Source organism: Halothiobacillus diazotrophicus (assembly GCF_001663815.1).
In the GTDB taxonomy this organism is placed as follows: domain Bacteria; phylum Pseudomonadota; class Gammaproteobacteria; order Halothiobacillales; family Halothiobacillaceae; genus Halothiobacillus; species Halothiobacillus diazotrophicus.
Genome location: NZ_CP016027.1, coordinates 2,198,068 through 2,219,292 on the forward strand (window position 1 = coordinate 2,198,068; position 21,225 = coordinate 2,219,292).

At 61.1% G+C, this 21,225-nt stretch carries 16 protein-coding genes and 1 riboswitch; of the genes, 8 read left to right on the top strand and 8 right to left on the bottom strand.

Annotated elements, in window-relative coordinates; translation table 11 throughout:
- Positions 1-22: 22 nt before the first annotated feature.
- From A9404_RS09680 to gshA, 6 genes are all read right to left on the bottom strand, one after another.
- The gene (locus A9404_RS09680; RefSeq protein WP_231880987.1) at positions 23-577 is read right to left on the bottom strand and encodes a peptidylprolyl isomerase; all 555 of its coding nucleotides are present in this window, start codon (positions 575-577) and stop codon (positions 23-25) included.
- A 52-nt stretch (positions 578-629) separates the two neighbouring features.
- The gene (gene dksA / locus A9404_RS09685) at positions 630-1,046 is read right to left on the bottom strand and encodes an RNA polymerase-binding protein DksA (RefSeq protein WP_066100838.1); all 417 of its coding nucleotides are present in this window, start codon (positions 1,044-1,046) and stop codon (positions 630-632) included.
- A gap of 190 nt (positions 1,047-1,236) precedes the next feature.
- On the bottom strand, positions 1,237-1,989 hold the full coding sequence (locus A9404_RS09690) for an energy transducer TonB (RefSeq protein WP_066100841.1): 753 nt from the start codon (positions 1,987-1,989) through the stop codon (positions 1,237-1,239).
- Positions 1,990-2,050: 61 nt separating this feature from the next.
- Positions 2,051-3,121, bottom strand: coding sequence for an FAD:protein FMN transferase (locus A9404_RS09695; RefSeq protein WP_066100844.1), 1,071 nt, complete (start codon positions 3,119-3,121; stop codon positions 2,051-2,053).
- A 20-nt stretch (positions 3,122-3,141) separates the two neighbouring features.
- Positions 3,142-4,107 carry a glutathione synthase gene (gene gshB, locus A9404_RS09700; RefSeq protein ID WP_066100847.1) on the bottom strand — a complete coding sequence of 322 codons (966 nt, stop codon included), beginning with the start codon at positions 4,105-4,107 and terminating at the stop codon, positions 3,142-3,144.
- Positions 4,104-5,465 (bottom strand): glutamate--cysteine ligase, encoded by a 1,362-nt coding sequence (gshA, locus tag A9404_RS09705; RefSeq protein ID WP_066100850.1) that lies wholly within the window; start codon positions 5,463-5,465, stop codon positions 4,104-4,106. Before gshA ends, gshB begins: the two co-directional genes overlap by 4 nt.
- Positions 5,466-5,754: 289 nt before the next feature.
- Between gshA and A9404_RS09710 the strand changes: the two genes are divergently transcribed.
- From A9404_RS09710 to A9404_RS09735, 6 genes are all read left to right on the top strand, one after another.
- A complete protein-coding gene (locus A9404_RS09710) occupies positions 5,755-6,213 on the top strand; it encodes a response regulator (protein WP_066103178.1) in 459 nt (152 codons plus the stop codon).
- Between the two features lie 83 nt (positions 6,214-6,296).
- Positions 6,297-6,659, top strand: a complete 363-nt coding sequence (locus tag A9404_RS09715) for a response regulator (protein WP_066103181.1) — start codon at positions 6,297-6,299, stop codon at positions 6,657-6,659.
- Between the two features lie 5 nt (positions 6,660-6,664).
- A complete protein-coding gene (locus A9404_RS09720) occupies positions 6,665-7,192 on the top strand; it encodes a chemotaxis protein CheW (protein ID WP_082922887.1) in 528 nt (175 codons plus the stop codon).
- 77 nt (positions 7,193-7,269) lie between these two features.
- Complete coding sequence (locus tag A9404_RS09725; RefSeq protein ID WP_066100856.1) at positions 7,270-9,291, top strand: methyl-accepting chemotaxis protein; 2,022 nt, start codon at positions 7,270-7,272, stop codon at positions 9,289-9,291.
- Positions 9,292-9,520: 229 nt separating this feature from the next.
- The gene (locus A9404_RS09730) at positions 9,521-16,033 is read left to right on the top strand and encodes an Hpt domain-containing protein (RefSeq protein ID WP_066100861.1); all 6,513 of its coding nucleotides are present in this window, start codon (positions 9,521-9,523) and stop codon (positions 16,031-16,033) included.
- Positions 16,030-16,587 (top strand): chemotaxis protein CheW, encoded by a 558-nt coding sequence (locus A9404_RS09735; RefSeq protein WP_066100863.1) that lies wholly within the window; start codon positions 16,030-16,032, stop codon positions 16,585-16,587. Before A9404_RS09730 ends, A9404_RS09735 begins: the two co-directional genes overlap by 4 nt.
- Before the next feature lie 122 nt (positions 16,588-16,709).
- On the opposite strand, the gene A9404_RS09740 is transcribed toward A9404_RS09735, so the two are convergent.
- Both A9404_RS09740 and A9404_RS09745 read right to left on the bottom strand, forming a co-directional pair.
- Positions 16,710-17,363, bottom strand: a complete 654-nt coding sequence (locus A9404_RS09740; protein WP_066100866.1) for a hypothetical protein — start codon at positions 17,361-17,363, stop codon at positions 16,710-16,712.
- 90 nt (positions 17,364-17,453) lie between these two features.
- Entirely contained in the window at positions 17,454-19,265 is a 1,812-nt protein-coding gene (locus A9404_RS09745) for a TonB-dependent receptor domain-containing protein (protein WP_066100869.1), read from the bottom strand.
- A gap of 39 nt (positions 19,266-19,304) precedes the next feature.
- Positions 19,305-19,466, bottom strand: a riboswitch (cobalamin riboswitch).
- Between the two features lie 290 nt (positions 19,467-19,756).
- Between A9404_RS09745 and nudE the strand changes: the two genes are divergently transcribed.
- Entirely contained in the window at positions 19,757-20,317 is a 561-nt protein-coding gene (gene nudE, locus A9404_RS09750; RefSeq protein WP_066103184.1) for an ADP compounds hydrolase NudE, read from the top strand.
- 24 nt (positions 20,318-20,341) lie between these two features.
- Complete coding sequence (gene cysQ, locus A9404_RS09755; protein ID WP_066100872.1) at positions 20,342-21,157, top strand: 3'(2'),5'-bisphosphate nucleotidase CysQ; 816 nt, start codon at positions 20,342-20,344, stop codon at positions 21,155-21,157.
- Positions 21,158-21,225: the final 68 nt, after the last annotated feature.

Genomic DNA, 21,225 nt, shown 5'->3' on the forward strand with positions numbered 1-21,225 from the left:
ACGACGATCGTCGTCTTGCGGATCAGGGCAGGATCTTGATCGATTCGATCACGACCGTCTGTCTGGGCACGTCCTGCGGGAACGGACCGCCGGAGCCGGTCGGCGTATGGGCGATCTTGTCCACCACCCCCATGCCCCGGGTTACGTGGCCGAAGACCGCATAACCGGCGCCGCGCATGGTGGGTGCGGTGTAGTCCAGAAACCGGTTGTCGGCCACATTGATGAAGAACTGACTGGTCGCCGAGTTCGGATCGCTGGTTCGCGCCATGGCAATGGTGCCGCGCAGATTGTGCAGGCCATTGCTTGCCTCGTTGATGACCGGTGCGTCGGTCGGTTTCTGGCGGAAGTTCGGGGTGAAGCCGCCGCCCTGGATCATGAAGCCCGGGATGACGCGGTGAAAGATCGTCCCGGCATAGAATCCGCTTTTCACATAATGCAGGAAATTTTCGACGGTTTTCGGCGCCTTGACGGGGTCCAGAGCAAGGACGATCTGGCCGAGATTCGTGGTGATTTCCACGGAAACCGTGTGCTGCAGCGGTGTGGGATTGGTTTCGGCGCTTGCGCCCTGAATACCCAACAGCAGCGTGCCGGCCAGCAGGCCGGCGGCAAGGATGCGACGTCGGCTGAGATCAGTCGTCACGCTGTACGCGCTCCAGTCGCTCGTGTCGTTCCTGGGCCTCGATCGTCAGCGTGGCAATCGGGCGCGCTTCCAGACGGCGGATGCCGATTTCGTCGCCCGTCTCGTCGCAGAATCCGTAGGTGCCTTCGGCAATTTGCTTGAGCGCCTTGTCGATCTTGTTGATCAGCTTGCGGTAGCGATCGCGCGTGCGCAGTTCCAGTGCGGCATCGGACTCCAGGGAGGCGCGGTCGTTGATGTCCGGTTCCTGCCAGTTTTCCTCGCGGAGGTGGTTGACCGTCGATTCGGACTCCTGCAGGAGCTCTTCACGCCATGCCAGGAGCTTCTGGCGGAAGTACTCCAGTTGCATGGGGTTCATGTATTCCTCGGATTCCGAGGGTTTGTAGCCGGGTGGGAGCGTGACTGCCATGTGCCAAAACCTCTGTCCGGGCGGGATGCCGGATCACTGTTGTCGTCGAAATGGGAGCGTGCGCGCGCAACGCCATCTTGGGCTTGATGCCGAATAAACAGCCGACGAGTATAGGTTTCCCGGCGACCATGCGCAATCGCCCTGTGTCGGTGCGCCCGAATGTGGGGGCGAATTATGTCAGATCAATCGCTTAGTGGGTGGATAATTGTTGTCCGCTGGTGAACAGCCAGGTCCGGGTGATGTTGATCTGATCGTACTGGGCCGCGAGCTTGGGCGGAAAGGGCGGGTAGGGTGAGGCCAGCTGCACCATGCGTCTTGCCGCCTCGTCAATGGTCGTGTTGCCAGAGGATTGACGCACGGCAATGTTGAGGACGTGACCGCCCTGATTGACCGTGACTTCGAGAATCAGTTGCCCAGAGAGATGCTGGGATTTGAGCTCTTCCGGGTAGTGCTGGTTGACGTAGCTTTCCACCTGCCTTTTCCATTTGGCCAGATATTGACCGGCGGGCCCATCCACGGTTCGGCTGGTCATGTACCCCGTTTTCAGGGACTGGCTCACGGCCTGGTTCAGGCGGTTGAACAGGTCGGGGGAGGGCAGGTGGACCGGACTGTCGGTAGCGCCTTCGCTTCCTTGGTCTGTCTTGCCGCTACCGGGTTTCGGCGGGGTCATCGTGTCGGAGAACGTGCCCTGTGCGCTGGCAAGCGAAGGCGTGGTGAGTTCCTTGTTGATGACCGGGCTGGGGCTCGGCGAGGCATCCACCGTCTTACTGGCCAGCGGGGCATCCAGGGTCAGTTCGATACTGGGCGCTCTGGGCGGCGGCGGTGGCGGGCTGGCGAAGATGAGCAGCAACAGCAATGCGTGCAGGCCCAGCGCAATCACCATGGCGAAGGCCAGTCGTTTGTCGCTGGCGATGTCGTTTTGATCGAGTGCCCAGTAATTCATATCGCTTCCTTGAGAGATGAGTGGGTGGCGGCTGTTACCGGGGCCAGATCCCGTCGCGTCCTCAGACGGGTGGTACCCGGTGCGTGCTCGTCAATCCCGCAATCGGCTGGATAAGGTGCGCGGCGGCCTGCATGCGGTCACTCATCCACAGTGCGCCATCTTCCTCCATGAACAGAACACCATTCAAACCTAATTTGCGAATCATAGCAGGCAGTTGTTCGGGTTCGAGCATCATGACGCCCTTGGTTGCCCCGTCGCTGATGGCGTAGTGATTGGCCCACACGGTACTGCCTGCAACCCGGCGGACGGGGCGGGCTGTCTTGGGGTTGATGATGTGGGAATAGGCTTCGCCCTTATAGATGAATCGATGTTCGTAGTTGCCGGAACTGTTGAGCGACTGATGCCCGGCCAGGTCGATGCTGGCCAGAACGCCGCGCTTCAGGGGGTTTTCGATGGCCAGATGCCAGGGTTTGTCGCCCGCCTGACCGATCATGAAGAGGTCCCCGCCCGTATCGAACAGGCAGTTCTTGACGCCGGCCTTCTGGGCGGCTTGGATCACGAGATGCCCCGCATAACCTTCGGCGCAGCCGTTGAAGTCGAACTGAACGCGTCGGTTGCGGACGATGACTTCCCGTCCTTCGACCGAGACATCGTTCATGCTGGGCGGATTTTCCAGCCAGGCGTCCAAAAAGGCGTCGGAAGGGAGTGGGTGGGATTGGTCCACATGGCTGTTGTGGAATCCCCAGGCGGCGATCAGCGCGCCGATCGTCGGGTCGAAGGTGCCCTCGGTCGCATCGAACAGCGTGCGCGAGATTCTGATGAGGTCGAGAATGGTGGGCGTCGCCGTTGCCCGGCCGTGCGCGGCGAGTTCGGCGTTCAAGCGCGTCAAGTCACTCGGCTTCCAGGGGTGGATGCTTCGGTACAGCGGTTCGACGATGCCGGCAGCTGCATTGACCGTGGCGGTGATCGCTTCGGGGGGTTCGTCCGCAAAACGCAAGGTCATCGGCATGTTGAACACCATGAATCCCTCTTCGGTGATTCGTGGTGTCGATCGGCTGCAACCGGCGATCAGGCTGCTGGCAAGAATCGGGGTGGCAGCAAGGGTGTGCAGGAAGTGGCGGCGGGACGTCATGGGGATTTCGGTGTGCAGGGTCAGGCAGTTGTGGGGGCGGTCGGGGTGACCGTGCGGCGCTGTTCCGCCAGGAAATCGAGCAGCTGTCCGGCCGGGTCGTTGCGGCAGACCGCATCGATCTCCCGGGCGCAGGTGGGACTCGTGACGTTGATTTCCGTGAGGTGGTCGCCAATGACGTCCAGGCCGACGAACCAGAATCCGGCACGGGCGAGATCGGGGCCCACGGCGGCGGCGATTTCCCGGTCGCGAGGGCGAAGCGGCACCACGGTGCCTTGTCCGCCAGCCGCCAGATTGGCGCGGAAGCGGTCGGCCGGCGGGCGGCGCAACAGGGCGTGATCCACCGGAATGCCGTTGATGAGCAGAATTCGTCGATCGCCCTCCTGGATGGCGGGTAGAAAACGCTGCGCCATCATGAGCCCGTTGGCGGTCATGGTCTCGAAGATCACGTCAGCGTTCATGTCGTCGCGCGTGACCTGGAAAATGGAACTGCCGCCCATCGCGTCCAGCGGTTTGACGACGATGTGCCCGTGCGTCTCGAGGAATTCCTGCAGTTGCGTCATGTTCCGGGTCACCAGCGTGGGCGGGCAGAAGGCGGGGTAGTGTTGGGCCAGGAGCTTCTCGTTCGCGGCACGGAGGGCATTTGGCCGGTTGGCCACGAGCACCCCCTGACGTTCGGCCAGCTCCAGCAGGGCGGTGACGTAGTGGTAATTCAGGGTGACGGGGGGGTCCTGCCGATGAAGAATGATGTCGAGCTCGGCCAGATCCGAACGAATTTTGGGGCCGAGCGTGAACCAGTCCTCGCGGGTGTCGCGAACGCTCACCGTGCACATGTCGGATTTGGCGCGGCCATCTTCGGCATAAAGCCAGTCCGGCTCGATGTAATACAGCGTCCAGCCCCGTGATTGCGCGGCAAGCATCAGGGCGAACGAGGTGTCTTTCCAGGGTTTGATGGCCTGTATCGGGTCCATGACGACGCCGAGTTTCATGCCACGACCTCGCGCTTGGCGGGGGCGTCGGTCGGTGCCTGAGGCGTCTTGGCCTGGATCATCTGGTGCTCGTAGGCGGCGGCCAGCAGGGCCAGTCGGGCGACCACGCCGTAGACGTAGAGTCGGTTGCGCTCGCTGTCGGGCGAGGCGCTGGGGGTGGGCAGGCTGCAGGCCTCGTTGAACGGTAATGGAACGAACGAGGCACCCGGCGAGTTCAGGCTCTCGTTGATGCCCTTCTTGGTGTGAACCCGATAAAAGCCGCCCACGACGAAATGGTCCACCATGTAGATGACCGGTTCGGCGACGAATTTTTCGGCACTTTGGTCGATGGAGACCTTCTCGAAGCTGTGCACGCCTTCCTGAATGAGGACGCGTTTGATCCCCAGGCCCTCCTTGCTGGCCTGCATGCGGGTGCGCTGCTTGCGGTTTAGCTGGGTGACCTCCTCGGCGGATTGGGCGGTCATGACGCCCATCCCGTAGGTGCCCGAATCGGCCTTGATGACCACGAACGGCTTTTCCCGGATGCCGTGCGTATCGTATTTTTCCTGGATTTCTGCCAGCAGTTCCCGCACCTGCTGCTCCAGACATGCCTCTCCTTCGCGCTTGAGGAAATCGATCTGCCCGCAGTCCCGCATGAGCGGGGTCAGCAGCCACGGATCCAGATCGATGACTTCGCAGAGTTCCGTCACCAGTTTCTGGTAGATCGTGAAGTGGTCGGATTTCGAGCGGTTCCACCAGCCCAGCTCGGCGGGCGGAATCACGGTCTGTTCGAGGTCATCGAGAATCGGGATCCGTCCGCCAGACAGGTCGTTGTTCAGCAGGATCGTGCAGGGAGAGAAGCCATCGACCTCAATGCGGCGCCCTACCCGGCAGATGGGGTGTTGCGTGAGCTGGCGGCCGGACGGGAGATCGAAGTGCAGAGGCTCGTCAATCGGGTCGAGGGAGCCGATGCGCACGCCGAAGCCCGCCAGTTCGACGAAATCGACCAGGGCCGCCAGTGACTCGAGGTAGAACTGATTTCGAGTATGTCGCTCCGGAATGATCAGAACGTCACGGGCTTCCGGGCAGGCGTGCTCCACGGCGGCCTGGATGGCCTGAACCATCAGGGGGTCGAAGATGTGGTTCAGATTGTTGAACCCCGCAGGAAACAGATTGGTGTCGACGGGCGCCAGCTTGAAGCCCGCGTTGCGTAGATCGACGGAGGCGTAAAACGGCGCGGGGTGTTGCAGCCATTGCGATCGGAACCAGGACTCGATCTGGCGATGCTGACAGATGATATGCGATTCGATTTCCAGCAAGGGACCGCAGTAATGGGCGTCGAGTTCGGGGTGCGGGGTACGGATGTGTTCGAGTGACATGCAGGCTATCTCTGGTAAATTCATCTGGTTATGCGGGCTCTGGTCGGCGGGCGTCAGAGGCGCCCATGCCCGGGAAGGGGCGGGCAAAGGCTTGCGGTACCGATCGGAAATTCTTCGTGCGCGCGGGCGCGGGCGACGTTGGCCCAACTTCGGTCAGTCTAGACCAACTTGTTGTCTGCTGCCTGTGATTCGATTTGTTTGCCAAAGCGGTTTGCCTTGGGTACATTCTTGGCACTGGATATAAGAAATGCCTTATCGTAAGGCAGGTCATCAAACGGGACGTACGAACATGGATAACTCGAATGAGCGGTCTTCCGATCCTCTGGCCTTTCCCGGGCTCAAGGTTTTGATTGTCGACGACAGTAAAACGATTCGTCGCACGGCCGATAGCCTTTTGTCCAAAGCGGGCTGCGTGATTGAAAGCGCAGTCGACGGATTTGACGCTTTGGCGAAAATCGGTGACTTTTCCCCGGATATCGTGATCATCGATATTCTCATGCCGCGACTCGACGGCTACCAGACTACCGCCATCATCAAGCATAACGCCCGTTTTTCGGAAACGCCGGTGATCCTGCTGTCCAGCAAGGATAGTATTTTCGACAAGGCGCGGGGTAATATCGTCGGCGCGTCGGACTATCTGACCAAGCCCTTTACCAGCGAGGAGCTGTTTGGTGCCATCGGGCGTTTTGCGTCGTCGGGTGCAAAAGCCGATCAGCAGGCCCCGAGCGAATCAAGCGATTTCGCCTGATCGGGTGTTCTCGTTGCCCCTGACGGCGAAGGCTTGTCCGTATAATTTGCGCGCAAACACGAATATTTTGAGGATGGATGCAAGTGGCACATATTGTGGTAATCGATGACTCTCCCACGGAGATCTATGTGCTCCAGACGATGCTGGAGCGAAACGGACACAACGTGTCCGTGGCAAAGGATGCCGAAGAAGGTATCGCGCTCGTCAAGCGCAGTCAGCCCGACGCGGTCCTGATGGATGTCGTGATGCCAGGCATGAACGGTTTTCAGGCAACGCGCGAGTTGAACAAGAATCCGGAAACCGCGCATATCCCGATCATCATCGTCACGACCAAGGATCAGCAGACTGACAAGATCTGGGGCATGCGTCAGGGTGCTAAGGACTACCTGGTCAAACCTGTCAAGGAATCGGACTTGATGGGTATTCTCGGCACCGTGCTCGGATAGTCTGCATGACTATGCCAACCAACGCCTTCGATTATCTCCTCTGGATTCAAGACAAGGCAGCCGCCCATGCGGTTGGCATGCCGAAAACCGACCAGGTCGAAGTGACTTGGCAGGCCGTGCTGTTCCGCACCGGCGGGCAACAGATGCTGGTGCCCCTGATTCAGGTGCGCGCCATTCTTCCGCCGCCGCATCAGGTGCATATCCCGGGGACCAAGCCTTGGGTGATCGGCCTGGCGAACATGCGTGGCGAGTTGACGGGTATCTACGATCTGTCGCGATTCTATTTTCAGGTGCCGGCGGAGCAAACCCGCCATTCGGTGGTGCTGCTGGCCAAGAATCCCCGGTTCGGGGCGGCCTTTCTGGTCGATCGTTCCTACGGCATACGTCAGATCCCCTTCAGCGCCGAACGGCCGATTCAGGAGACTCGGCTGATCGGTGTGCTGCGTGAGGCCTGGGTGGAGGACGAGTGGGTGCCTATCTTGAATCTTGATGCACTGACAGAGAGCGATCAGTTCATGAATGCCGTTGCCTGAATGTGAAGACAAGGACCATCAATCGATTTCACAACGGACCGCGCGTCTTGTTGTTCAGCTAGGAGTGAGCAGTTGCTATGAGTCTTGGAGTTAGGTTGGGCGGCCTGAGCCGTCAGGTCGTTGCGCTGGTCGCCATTGCCGTGGTCGCGTTGCTGGCGACGGTGGTGATCTTCATCGTGTCCGCGCAGAATGACCAGCAACTGCTGGATCGACGTCTGGTGGCCGCACAACTGGAGCGATCCGCGCAGGAGATGACGATCGAATCATTGCGGGCGGTACGCGGTAACAAGGGCTCGTTCGATACCGTGCTCACCTTGCGCGCCCAGTTCATTTCCGATCTCGACGCGCTCGCTGGCAAGGATCCCAAGCGGCCATCCGCGAAGCTGTCCGGTGAGCGGAAGGCGGAGCTCGCCAAGGTCCAGGAAAGCTGGAGCAAGTACAACCTGGCGCTCTCGAAGGTGCTGGAGGGGCAGAAGGCCATTCTGAACGTAGGCAGCCTCGCTGAGCAGCTCCGGCAGATGCTGCCGGACCTCTTGTCGTCCTCTGACGATGTCGTGCAGTCTCTCGTTGCCGGGCAGGCCAGTCCCGCGGTCATCTATCTGGCAACGCGACAGTTGATGCTGGTTGAGCGGATCGGCCTGACGCTGGGTGAAATTACCTCAGGGGATCAGAGTGCGGCCAATGCCTCGGATCGTTTTGGCCGCGACGTGGCGCTGTTCGGTGGCGTGCTCAACGGGTTCCTGAACGGTAACCGGATGGCGCCGCAGATCAACGATGCCGCGACTCGGGCGAAACTGCGCGACGTTGCCGTGCTTTTCGCCACCGTCAACCAGGGGGTTTCCGACGTATTGGCGCAGGCACCGGCCGTACTGGCCGCCAACCTGGCGTCCCATACGATCGACAAGATCTCTGGTCCCTTTACTGCGGATGTCACGAAACTGGCGTCAACGCTGGCAAATGACCAGGCTCAGTCCGGTCAGCTGGCCTACATCGGTTATGCGACGGGTGGTATTGCACTTTTGATTCTGCTCTGGCTCGGCGTGACCCTGGTTCAGGATTCCCGTTCGGCCATGCGGACCACCGAGGCCCAGAATCAGCGTAACCAGCAGGCCATTCTGCGGCTGCTGGACGAAATGATGACGCTCGCCGACGGTGACTTGTCGTCGCATACCACGGTGACTGAAGAGATCACCGGGGCGATTGCCGACTCCGTGAACTACTCCATCGACGCACTGCGTGATCTCGTCGGAACCATCAACGATACCTCGGTACGTGTTGCCGACGCGGTACGCCGGTCGGAATCCGACTCCCGCTCGCTGGCCGACAAGTCGCGTGCCCAGGCGCAGCAGATCAGTTCGGTATCCGACGCCATTGCGCAGATGTCCGATCAGATCGAGGCCGTGTCCTTCAACGCGCAGCAGTCGGCCATGATCGCGCAATCGTCGGTAGACGTGGCGCACCGAGGCGGTGATGCCGTACGGGAAACCATCTCGGGCATGACGAGTATTCGCGAGCAGATTCAGGAAACCGCCAAGCGAATCAAGCGACTGGGCGAGTCCTCGCAGGAAATTGGCGACATCGTCGGCCTGATTACCGACATTGCCGACCAGACCAACATTCTCGCCTTGAACGCAGCGATCCAGGCGGCCATGGCGGGTGAAGCCGGTCGCGGCTTCGCCGTGGTTGCTGACGAAGTACAGCGTCTTGCCGAACGTGTCGGTAAGGCGACCCGTCAGATCGAACTGCTGGTGAACACGATTCAGACCGACACCTCCGAAGCCATGCTCGCCATGGAGCAGACCACCACGAACGTGGTCAGTGGTGCCGCTCTGGCTGAAAACGCCGGTAAGGCCCTGCGGGAAATTGAAACGGTATCCCTCAGCCTGTCGGAGCAGATCAGTCAGATTGCGAAGGTCACGGAGCAGGAAGCGGCTGTGGCAACGGACCTGCGGGAGACCGTCAACAACATTCGGGCAGAAACACAAGCCACGACAGAGAAGGCCATTCGTGCCGCGGACGAGATTGGTGCGCTGGGTTCCCTGTCGCAGGAACTCAACAATTCGGTTGCAGGCTTCAAGATGCCGACGCGCGAGGCCTGACCGAAGGAGCTGCGGCTTCGGTAGCTGGGTCGGACCAGTTGATGATCCACAGGACAGCCCGATGGGCTGGGTTCTGGGTTGTCAGGGTGGTTCGGCTCCTCCTGGCCCCGATGACAAGAGTGATCGTTTGTTCAGCAGAACGATAAAAAAGAACGTAGCTGATGGAACGGCATATCGATGGCCAGCACAGGGTGCTGCGTCGATCAAATCCTAGGAGCGGTTTGTGTACATGCGCACAGAATCAAAAGTAGACTCGATAGTTTTTGACTGGCTCCGTGAAGGACTGGGCGAGAAACTGGATCAACTACTTCGTGCACTTGAAGATCTCAGTGGCGGAACGGGTGGTGCCGAGCACATTTACGAATCGCTCCAGGCCGTCAAGACCATGGATTCGGTTCTGTCGATCGCCGATTTCCAAGTGTTGCGCGTACTCCTCAAGGAGGAGATGGCCGCACTGATCCTCCTCGAATCCAAGCCCGCCGAAACCGAAACCCTGCTCTATGCCGTGACGGAGGCCGCTTGGTTGCTCGGGGCGATTTTCGATCGCCTGAGCATCGGCGCTACGGTCAATGCGATGAGTCTGCTGCCGATGATCAACCGGTTGCGCAAGGCACAAGGCCTTGCCGAGGTCGATACCCGGAATGTACTGGCTCGCGCCAGCATCATCTGGTCCGAAAGCCGTATTGCCAGCGAACCCTACCGAGCGTCGGATACCGCGACGCGTGCAGCGTCCGAGTCTGCCGGTGTGGCGCCCAAGGCGCTGCTTGGCCAGATGGAGCAGCAGATCCTGCAGCTCATGCGGGGCAATGCGGTCATCATCCCGGAGTTGCTGAAGACCTTCGACCAGATTATCGACAACGAGGTCAATCCTGCGGTCATCGTGGCGACGCGGGTATTCGAGGAGCTTCTTGGTGCGGTTCACGGCAACCCGGAAGGTTATCTGCCGCTGGCTCAGCGGATGATCGGTCGCATCCTCAAGCTGTTCCGGATGGAGTTGCAGGGGCGCGACAGTCTGCAGATTCGCCATGAGGCCATTGAGCTGGCCACGGATCTGCTGCTGGAACTGCTGAAAGTCTTACCGGATGATCGGGTCCTTTGCGGTGAGGAAGTTCAGCAATGGCACCTGATGCTGTCGACGGAGAATGAGCGGGCGCGCTACCTGGGGCTGGAGTCCGCGACGCTCACGCAGGTTGCCGATGCCCTTTCAGAGGAATTGAATGCCGCTCAGGACGTGCTGGATATTTTCGTTCGGGGGGCCAAGACCGACCTGGAGCCCCTGGTTCGTATTCAGCCCCGACTCGAGCAGATCATCGGTGTCCTCGATACGTTGAACTACGCCGATGAGGCGAAACTGATTCGGTCGGCACTGGAGCGCCTCGTCCAGGTGACCCGGGGTGCCGTCGTGCTGGATGACGACTTCCTGATGGAGCTGGCGGTGGCCGTGATGACCTCGGAGCAGGTCGTTTCGCAAATCGGTCAGTTCATTGTCGACGCCGGTGACCGACCCAGCATGATCGACCGGGTCGTGCGTCAGTCGCGACTCGCCCTGGCAACGGCGTGCTACGAGGATATCCTCGCTGCTAAGGAAATCGTCAATAAGTCTCTCAGCCCGGTGGGCACTGCTCCGACGACTGAGACGCTGGCGGATGCGGTCGCCCTCGTCCATGGGGTGGGTAATGCGCTTTCCGCGGCAGAACTCACGGCAGCCATGCCCTTGATCGAAGGATTGCAGACCTGGCTGGCTTCGCGCGTAGGCACTCTGAATCAAATGACGCCGCGAAGCATGGCCGCGTTGGCGGAAGTGTCTGCAGCCATCGAGTTCTATCTTGAGAATCTCCGCGATTACAAGAAAGAGCTGATTCAGTATCTGGATGGCCCAAAAGCGATGCTGCCGGACCTTCTGGGCGAGGTCGAGCTGTCGACTTCCGCATCGACGGATGCACTTGGGCTTGAGATGGTCGCTGATCACGAATCGACCGCTGTCGAGGAGCCTGTCGAGGCGGTGTCCGATACGATGTCTCAGCCCGAAACCTTGTTGTCGGGCGCGGAAGTGGACGCCCCTGTTGATGAGTCGGGATCGGCGCTGACGGAAGAAATGCCCCCCATTGATGAGTCGCTGGCGAGCATTGACGACCTGATCGCACAGCTGTCGGCTGATGATACGACTCCGGAAGTGGCGCCGTCCACGGACGAGGGCGTGCTGCCAGCGAGCCTGGATTTGCCCAGTGAAGAAGCACCTGCTGACCACTCGGAAGGTGCCTTGCCGGTGTCTCCGGCGATGGATCTCGACGATCTTCTTCGGATGGTGCCTGATGAATCTTCGGAAGCGGATGCCGTGGGTCACGGCGGACGCCAGCCTGCAGACGAGCCGGAACCTGATCATCAGGGGCAGTGGCCGGACTTGCATCCGACCGAGGACGATTCCCTCGATCTCCCCGCCGCACCGATGGCGGAAGCGTCCGCTTTCCACGAAGCCGAAACTGCGGCAGACATGGACTTGGCGTTGGATGCGGAACTGTCGATCGACATGTCTACGGAAACTACCCAGCCCGATTCTACAGAGCGCCCTGCCGATGGCGACGTCATCGGCGGGTCGGAGGACGCCGTAGATTTGGCGCTTCCGGGCGAGTCGACGACGGATGCGCCGGTGTTGCAGGCTGTGGCGTCCCTTGAAAATGCAGAGGCGGCCGACGCCGACGAAATGGCGCTGGACGAGCCCTGGACGGGCGTTTGGGCACCGGATGCCGATACTGAGTCCGAGACCGAGTCCGAGTCCACTGAACTTCCTGAGGCTGAGGAGCCATCCTCAGTACAGTCGCTGGATATCAATCCTGTGCCGGAAAGCGCGCAGGAATTTGTCTCGACGGATATGGAGCTGGCGCCCGAGGCCTCGGATTCCCGGGATGCGGTGTCCAGCGTGGATACGGGGGCTCTTCCCGAATTCGACTCTGAAGCAACGGCATTGCAGACAGAGGCTACGCCCAGTGCCGACGTCGTCGATGCATCCCTGGATCCCGCGGCACTGGAAATGCGCATGGTCTTTGCCGAGGAAATGGCCGATACGGTTCCTGCCCTGCAGGACGCCGTGGGTCGTTGGCTGTCCACTGGCGACCGCGAGGAGCTGACCGTCATTCGTCGGGGGTTTCATACCATCAAGGGCAGTAGCCGGATGGTGGATCTCAATACCATCGGTGAGTGGGGATGGTCTTACGAAAATCTGTTGACCCGCGTGCTTGACGACCGGATCCCGTCCTCGGCCGCATTGCGTGGAGATGTCGCGTCGGCCGTCCAGTTGATCGCGGATGCGTTGCCCGTGCTGGAGCAGGGGCGTGAGCCGCCCGTGAGTTTCTGGCAGGACTCTCAAGCGGCCGCGGAGCAGTGGATCGCCGGACAAGCAGCTGAGCAGGAAGTGGACGAGGCGCCAGAGTCCGTGGTTCAGGCGCCTCTTGACGCACTGACCGGGGCAGAGCCCAGTGATGAACAAGCTGCTGGGTTCGGCGATCATCCGTCGGCAGCCGCTCGATTCGATGGCGGTCCAGCCGAAGCCGAAGAGGGGCTGGCCGAGGACGGCGTTCGGGCATTTTCCTCCGAGGAACCCTTCGAGGAACCAATACCAGCGGTTGATTCGGCAAGCGAAGCACCTGTTTCGGAGGCTGCTGCGTCGGAAGCTGGGGCGGTCCCACCGGTCATCGAGGATCCGATTCTGCGGGAGATCTTCGATACGGAGTCCTCAGGATACATCCAGCAACTGCAGCAGCAGGTCGATCATGCAATGGACAACCATTTGCCGTTGACCTGTGACAAGGAACTGGTTCGTCTGGTCCACACGTTGCTGGGCTCCGCGCGGACAGCCGGGGTTCGGCCGATCGCGCACATCGCGGATCGGCTAGAAGAATGGGTCCAGTTGCTCGAAGAGCATCAACTGACGCTCGAATACGAACATCTGGGTGTGTTCCGTGAAGCGTTGGACGTCATGGATGACATTCGGCGTTGGGCGATCAAGCCCGATCTGCAGCAACCCGACCCCGAGCCGATCGAGAGCCAGATCGCCGTGCAGATCGACGAAGTGTTGGCACGAACCCTGCCGGAGCCGGAACCGGAACAGATCCTACGGGAATCCGAGATCGAGGATGCCGAAGATCAGATGTCGATGTTGTCGGAAATCGAGGAGACGCGCTCCGGGGATTCTCCGGCAGCGGCGACGGACGAGCCTTTGCTGGCTCAGCAGCACCCCGCCGCAGAGTTTCTTCTGGCGCCGCGGCCGGACGATCAACCAGCCGAGCAGGATCCGGATATTCTCCAGATTTTCCTGGAAGAGGCGGAGGAATTGCTCGAAAAAGCCGATGGGTACATTGCACATTGGCGCACGCATCCGCACGATCTGGATTCGATTCGCCTGTTGCATCGCAATCTGCATACGCTCAAGGGCGGCGCGCGCATGGCGGGACTTCTGAATCTCGCCGATGTGACCCACCTATTGGAAGATCGTTTGGATCGTGCTCGCGATCAGGGCGGTGAGCAAACCGAGCAACTGGTTGTACTGGTTCAGCAGACCTACGATGCCTTGGGCAAGATGCTGGATCTGGTCCGCCGTCATGAGCCCGTGCCGGCCCAGGTCGATCTGCTGGCAATGATTGTCGAGGAACAGTCCGGTCGCAAGCACGCGCCGGCGGTTGGGATTGATCTGGTCAGGACGACGCCGACCCCGGTCCCAGAGACTGTTCAGCCCGAAGTACATTCAGAGCCGGTCCGGGACGAGTCCGTGCCGGAAGCACCGGTAACGGCCACCTCGGTGCCGGTCGAGCCGCGTGAAGAAGCGCCGTCTCCGGCCACCCAGACGACGGCGACGACCGCTGCGGAGGTTCGCCGCGAGCAAATTCGCGTCGATGCGGATCGCATCGACGATCTGGTGAACCAAGTGGGCGAGAGCGTGCTCCTGCAGGCCCGCGTCGATCGTCAGGTCAGCGGTTTCGAGAGACAGCTTTTCGAGTTGCAGCAGACCTTGACGCGATTGCGCGGTCAGTTGCGCCGTCTCGAAATCGAGACAGAGTCGCAGATGAAGGCCGAGCTGATGGCCGAATCGGGGCTGAGTGCCGAAGAGTTCGATCCGCTGGAATTCGACCGGTTTACGCATGTCCAGGAACTCAGTCGCGGCATCATGGAAAGTCTGGGGGATATTTCCAGTATCGAAGAGGCAATGAGCGACCTGACCGAGCAGTCCCAGCTGCTGCTCCTGCAGCAGTCGCGTCTCGGTCGGAAGTTGCAGGATGGCATGCTTGCACTGCGGATGGTGCGCTTCAACGACGTCGTTGGACGCTTGCGCCGGATCGTGCGTCAGGTCGGCGATGAAGTGGGCCGCTCCGCCGATCTGATCGTGCACAACGGAGAGACCGAGCTTGACCGGGTGACTCTGGTCGGCCTGTTGCCCTCGCTGGAACACATGATCCGCAACAGTCTCGCGCATGGTATCGAGCAGCCGGAGGAACGACGCGCCAAGGGCAAGCCCGAGGTGGGCAAGATCGAGCTGACCATCGAAAGCTCGGGGGGTAACGTCACCCTCGAGCTCAAGGACGACGGCCGCGGACTGGATCTGGATACGATCCGCCGCAAGGCGATCGAGCGGAAGCTGATCGCGCCGGACCTCGAGCTGACCGATGACGAGGCGCGGTCGCTGATTTTCCTGCCCGGCTTTTCGACGGCGGGGAATGTGTCCCAGGTGGCTGGCCGAGGGGTCGGCATGGACGTGGTCGCCGGTTCGGTGCGGGAAATGGGCGGCTTCGTCGACCTGCAATCCGAATACGGCGTCTACACCCGTATTCAGTTGAACCTGCCGCTGACCCAAGCCATGACGCGCGGGATTCTCGTCTCCGTGGGCGATGAGCGCTTTGCGATCCCGTACAAGGGGGTCGTATCGGTGACTCGGATGACGACGATCCAACTCGCCGAACAGTACGCCAGCGAAAAACCGGCCGTGATGCTCAATGGCGAGCGCTATCCGCTGTTCAACCTGGGCGAGTTGATGACGCACGAGGCATTCAACGCCGAGAATCAGGAAACCGGCATCCGCCCGGTGTTCCTGTTCAAGCTGGGCGAGCGCCGCTTTGCGATCCAGGTCGATCACCAGCTCGGCGGCATCCAGCTGTTCGTCAAGTCGCTGGGGCCACAACTTGGCCGTGTGCCCGGTCTGTCCGGCGCGACCATCGCCGATGATGGCAACGTGATCCTCGTGCTCGAATTGTTTGAACTGGTGCGCCAGTTCCAGCGGCGCGACGACCGCGATGTCGATCTAACCGCAGCGTTGGAAGCCCGTCGTCGGCCGGTGGTGCTGGTCGTGGACGACTCGCTCACCGTACGCAAGGTCACAGCGCGCACACTGGAGCGCAACAATCTGGATGTCATCCTGGCGCGCGACGGTGTCGAGGCGCTGGGCGTACTGCACGAACAAAGACCCGATCTGGTACTCACCGATATCGAGATGCCCCGCATGGACGGTTTCGAACTGCTTGGAGCCATCCGCAACGATCCGCAAACCCGCGCCGTCCCGGTCATCATGATTTCGTCCCGAACGGGCCAGAAACACCGCAGTCGCGCCGAATCGCTGGGCGTTAGTGCCTATCTCGGCAAACCCTATGCGGAGGCAGATCTGATCAATCGAATCGAGCAGTTCATTGCGGACAAGCGTGGGAAATTACTTGCTGCACACGGGATTCGAGGGGGCACGACCAAGGGAGATGAGGCATGAGTGATATGGATCAGGCAACCGTAATGCCGGAAGAAGGAGCGGTTTCGTCCGGTGATGCGGCGACATCGTCGGGTTCCCGGGTCCGGATCGTGCGTCTGCCGACGCAGGTTGCGAACCTGGAAGTGATCGTTCCGTATGCCCTGATCGCGGAAATCAACGAGGTCATGTTGCCGGAGGGTGAAACTCATCTGAGCCGCCTCGATGCCGCCATGGTCGATTGGCGTGCCCAACGGATACCATTGGTGAGTCTCGAAGCCATGCTCAACGAGCCACTGCCGACCATCGGTCAGCGCGTGCGTTGTGCCGTGATTTATGGCACCAACCCGGATATTGCCTTGCCGTATTACGCCATTCTGCTCTCGGGTGTGCCGCGTTCGGAAGAGGTGACCGCCGACAGTTTCGAGGAAGAAGTGCAAGTGGATGGCGAGATCTGGGGGATTACCGCCCTACTGGGTGGTCGTCGGATTGCCATCCCCGACGTGCGCACGCTGGAGCTGCGGATCGATGAAATGCGTCTGCGCTTCGAACAGGAGTCGATGGCGCCGGCGCAATAGGTCGCCGTAACCCCTCCGGCAGTTCGCCCTGGATTCCGAGCCGGGCTGGTGTAGGAAGGGGGGCATTTCAGCCAATCGCTGCTGTGCTATGCCCTCCGGTCCGGGCTCAGCATAGCCCGGAATCAGGCCGAATGCGCCACGCGTATATGGTCCTTCCGGCGGGCCATGATCGCCGACCACCCGGCGATCGCCAGAAGGGACACCAGGATATATGCCGTGGTGGTGGTGAGGTACCCGGAGAGATAGATGCTGACCTGGCTGGCATAGGCGGCCAGCGACATCGTCGTGAAATGACCGGAAAAGGCCCAGAACGTCAGGTTCGAGATCGCAAACGCAGTCACCACCCCGGCAACCGTCCAACCCATCAGCTCGATGGGCACCAGCCAGTAGGGGGTGTTCTGGGCCGATGACGCGCCCGTACTCCGCCAATCACGGCGAGCGAGACGACCCGCACCCCACAGAGCCGCGTAGGCCAGCATCAAACCCGGATAGGCCGGTGAAAAGCATGCGATCCGCACAGGGCCATCCTGCCAGAAAGCAAACAGATCCACGGCAACGGCGATGCCCAGAAGTGCGGGCAAGGCCCATCGGGGACGCAGGTACAACCCGGCCAGAAGGAAGACGGCCCAGGAAGTGTCGGCCAGATGGAGCGCGCTGCTGAAGTGGTAATCCCGCGTCGCCATCATCGACAGCGCCAGGATCAGAAACAAGCCCACGCCAAAACGGCCAGTTTCGGTTTGAGGGCCGGTGAGCAGTTCTTTGGGTAATTGGGCCATGTGATGTGTTCCGGTTGTCAGAGTTATAGCGCCAGTATAGCCCCAGGTAGGCGACGAAAAAACCGCGCGCTTCCGGGCGGCAGGCCTCGATTAGCGACCATAGCGCAGTGTGAGGAAGCCGCCGCGACCCGCCTGATTGTAACCGTATGCCGTTTGATAGACATGGTTCGTCAGGTTCGTGACCTTGGCTTCGACGTGCCATTGCGCTCCGAATCGATAACTGACGCGCAGATCGGCGGTGGCGAAGCCATTGTTGATCTGGCTCGCATTGACCTCATGCGTCTGGGTCTGTCCGCGAACGGTCAGACCGGCATCCCATCGCCCGAACTGTCGATCGACGTCGAGTCTGCCGCTCCACTTGGGTTGACGCGGCAGACTCGTGCCCGTGGAGCGGTCACGGGTGGACAACCAGGTGCTGCTGGCGTTGATGATCCAGCCCCGGGGGCGCCAGCCCAGTTGCCACTCCGCGCCGATGACTTCGGCTCGGCGGATGTTTTGCGGAATGTAGTGGCTATCCAGGGCAATCAGGTCCCGGCTGCGTGTGCGAAATGCCGTGATGGCAGAGGACCACGCGTCTTTCGTCCAGTTGGCGCCGATCCGCGTTGTATGGGCGCGTTCGGGGCGCAGATTCGGGTTGCTGTAGCCGGGGTAGTAGAGGTCGTTGAAACTGGGAATCCGGAATCCGGTCCCGTATCCAGCCGTCAGAGCCCAGGCGGGAGCGAGTTGCCAGCTGAGATCAATCGAGCCCGTATTGGCATTGCCGAATTGGCTGTTGTGATCGTGGCGAAGGGCCGTTTGCAAGGAGATTGGGCCGATCTGGTTCACATATTGCGCATACAGGCCGTCGTTGCGTCGATCCGTCACCGTGTATTGCGTGCTGCTGTCGACATGGTCGCGGGACTGATCTGCACCGAGCGTGAGCAGGCCGCGGCCCAGCGTAAGGTCGTTGGCAAGGCTGGCTGTATCCCGTCTGCTATCGAATTCGGAGGCGAAAGCTCCGTTTTCGTAGCTGCTCAGGCGATCGATACTGCGTCCGAGCGTCCCGCGCAACTGCCAGGGCCCCAGTTTCATCAGGGCGCCGTCCAGCCCGAAAACTTGCTGACGATCGCGCGACTGGTTCTGAAAGCTGCCGTCAAAGTCCGTCCAGGCATTGCTGCCGAGCCAATGGGCGGCGATCCGTGCGCCATTGTCCGCGTGATAGCCAAGTCGGGCCTGGGCCGCGTTGTTGTGGTAGCCATCCTGGTCCGGTTCCTTGGGGTAGTAGGGCCAGCCGCTGTTGAATCCGCCTGTCTGGTCATGGCTCGCACCCAGGGAAAAATCCACGTGATCGGTGCCGCCGGACAGATTGGCGGAAGAGGTCAGGGTGGAGCGGGAACCGCCGCCGATGCTGAAGTCGGGATGTAGACCCTGTTGCCCCTGTCGGGTGAAAATCTGGATGACGCCACCCATCGCATCGGCGCCATACTGGCCGGAGCGCGGGCCGCGAACGATTTCGATATGGTCGATCTGGGCGACCGGCAGGTTTTCCAGATAGGCTTGACCTGAGGTCAGCGAGCCGACGCGCACGCCGTCGACGAGTACGAGCGTCTGGCTGGCGCCGGCGCCCCAGATCGACACGTTCGTCAGTTTGCCGGGACCGCCCTGATTCACGAGATTCAGGCCTGCGGTGTTCTCGAGCAGGCTAAGCACGGACGTTGCTTGAAGACGATCGATCTGCGCGCGGCTGATCGTGGTGCTCGGCACGCCGGCGAACGCCACGGGGGCATCGTGGGTGGCCGTAATGTTGAGGGTCGGCAGGGTTGTGGTTTCGGTCGGAGTGGCCAGTGCGGCGGTCGAGGCCGGTAGTGAGCACAGACAGGCGAAAGCGGCCCGGTACGGGCGACGAACGGATTGAGAAAACATGGAAGATGGCTCGCAATCGAGGTGCGCCCACCGCGCACCAGATGGAAAACGCACAGGGCCGGTCTCCGGACTCGCGTCACGGGACGACGCCTACCGTTGCGGGGGCAGCGCGGGCCTTGCGTGCATGAACGCACGCGCACCCGCTTCCCAGTTTCACCCATTGCCGGTCAGGCAATGGGCACCTTGTGCACTGCGGCGCATTGTGCCCCATTTTTGTGTCGGGTCAAGCGGCCTAACTGATGAACGATCTTCATGGTTTCGATGAGCGGATTGGACCAGGGGCAGACGGACGCGTGCCGTTTCAGTCTGCCGGCTCGTGGGCGCGGGCAGATGGGAAATGGGAAGAAGATGAATATGACCGATTTATCGGTCGTAGCCGGTATACTGTGCTGTATTTGAAGTGTGCGCGAGTGCCGAGCCTGGCTGGCCGGTGCGATTCGCGAATCCAACCCGGATGGTTGCCTATGCGACCGTCGCGCAGAGCCGAAAATATGTCGCTTGAATCGCCTCCCGAGATCCTTGATGTTCGTACCGTCGCGACCAGTCGGCTGTTCGAGATCGAGGCGGTCGATTTGCGCTTTTCGAACGGTGTCGAAGTGGGTTTCGAACGGTTGAAAGGCAGTGCAGCGGGTGCCGTGCTCGTTGTGCCAATAACCACCGAGCAGGATGTCGTGCTGATTCGGGAATATGCCTGCGGGACAGAGCGCTATGAGCTCGGGCTGCCCAAGGGGCGTGTCGAACCGGGCGAAGCCCTGATGGTCGCAGCGAATCGCGAACTGATGGAAGAGGCGGGTTTTGGGGCCGAACAGTTCGATTATCTGGCGGAATTGACGTCGGCGCCCACCTACTCCGGGCAGCGCACCCATGTGGTGATTGCCACGGGCCTCTATCCGGCCCGATTGTCGGGTGATGAACCCGAACCCCTCGAAGTGCTGCGCTGGCCGCTGGCGGATATCGATCAGCTGGCCTTGGCCGGGCACTGCACCGAGGCGCGATCCATCGCCGCGCTCTATATGGCGCGGGCGCATCTGGCCGCGAAGGCATCGGGTTGAGTGGTTACGTGAAGGGGACGGGGCATGAGTGAGTGGCTGAAATGGCGGGATGCGGTTCGTGGGGTGGCCCATCGCGCCGGCGAGGCCATTATGCATGTCTATGCCGGAGAGTTTTCTTTCAGCCGGAAAATGGATGACTCCCCAGTCACGGAAGCGGATCTCGCGGCCCATCGGGTCATCGTGGCGGGGCTTCAGGCGTTGACGCCGGATATTCCCGTATTGACCGAGGAAGGCGGGCTACCGGACTGGTCTATCCGTCAGCGCTGGACCCGGTATTGGCTTGTTGATCCGTTGGATGGGACGCGGGAGTTCATCAAGCGCAATGGCGAGTTTTCCGTCAATATTGCGCTGATCGACGGACATCAATCCGTCATGGGGGTCGTCTACGCGCCCGCGACCGGGTTGGATTACGCCGGCGTGCTCGGCGTGGGTAGTTGGCGATTCGTGGATGGCAATCCGCAGTCCATCCATGTGCGTGACAGCCTGGGCGAGATCGTGACGCTGGCGTTGAGTCGTTCCCATCTGGGGGGACGTGAGCAGGCGCTGATCGATGCTCTGGGCGATCCCGTCGTGGTGCGCTGCGGCAGTGCGCTGAAGACCTGTCTCGTCGCCGAAGCAGGGGCTGACCTCTATCCCCGTTTCGGGCCAACGTCCGAATGGGATACGGCGGCCTCGCAATGCGTGCTGGAAGCGGCCGGTGGTCGGCTGGTGGATCTGCAGGGCGCCCGATTGCAGTACAACCGGGGCGCCTCGGTGCTGAATCCCTCGTTCATTGCCTACGGGGCGCGTCTCCCGCTCCCGTTGGCTGAGATCGCCGCAATCGCCAAAGCGCCGCGCTGAACGTGGCCGTCCGCCCATCGGGGTTTGCGTGTTTCGCGGGAATCGGTACAGTTTGTGACTCTGTTTAT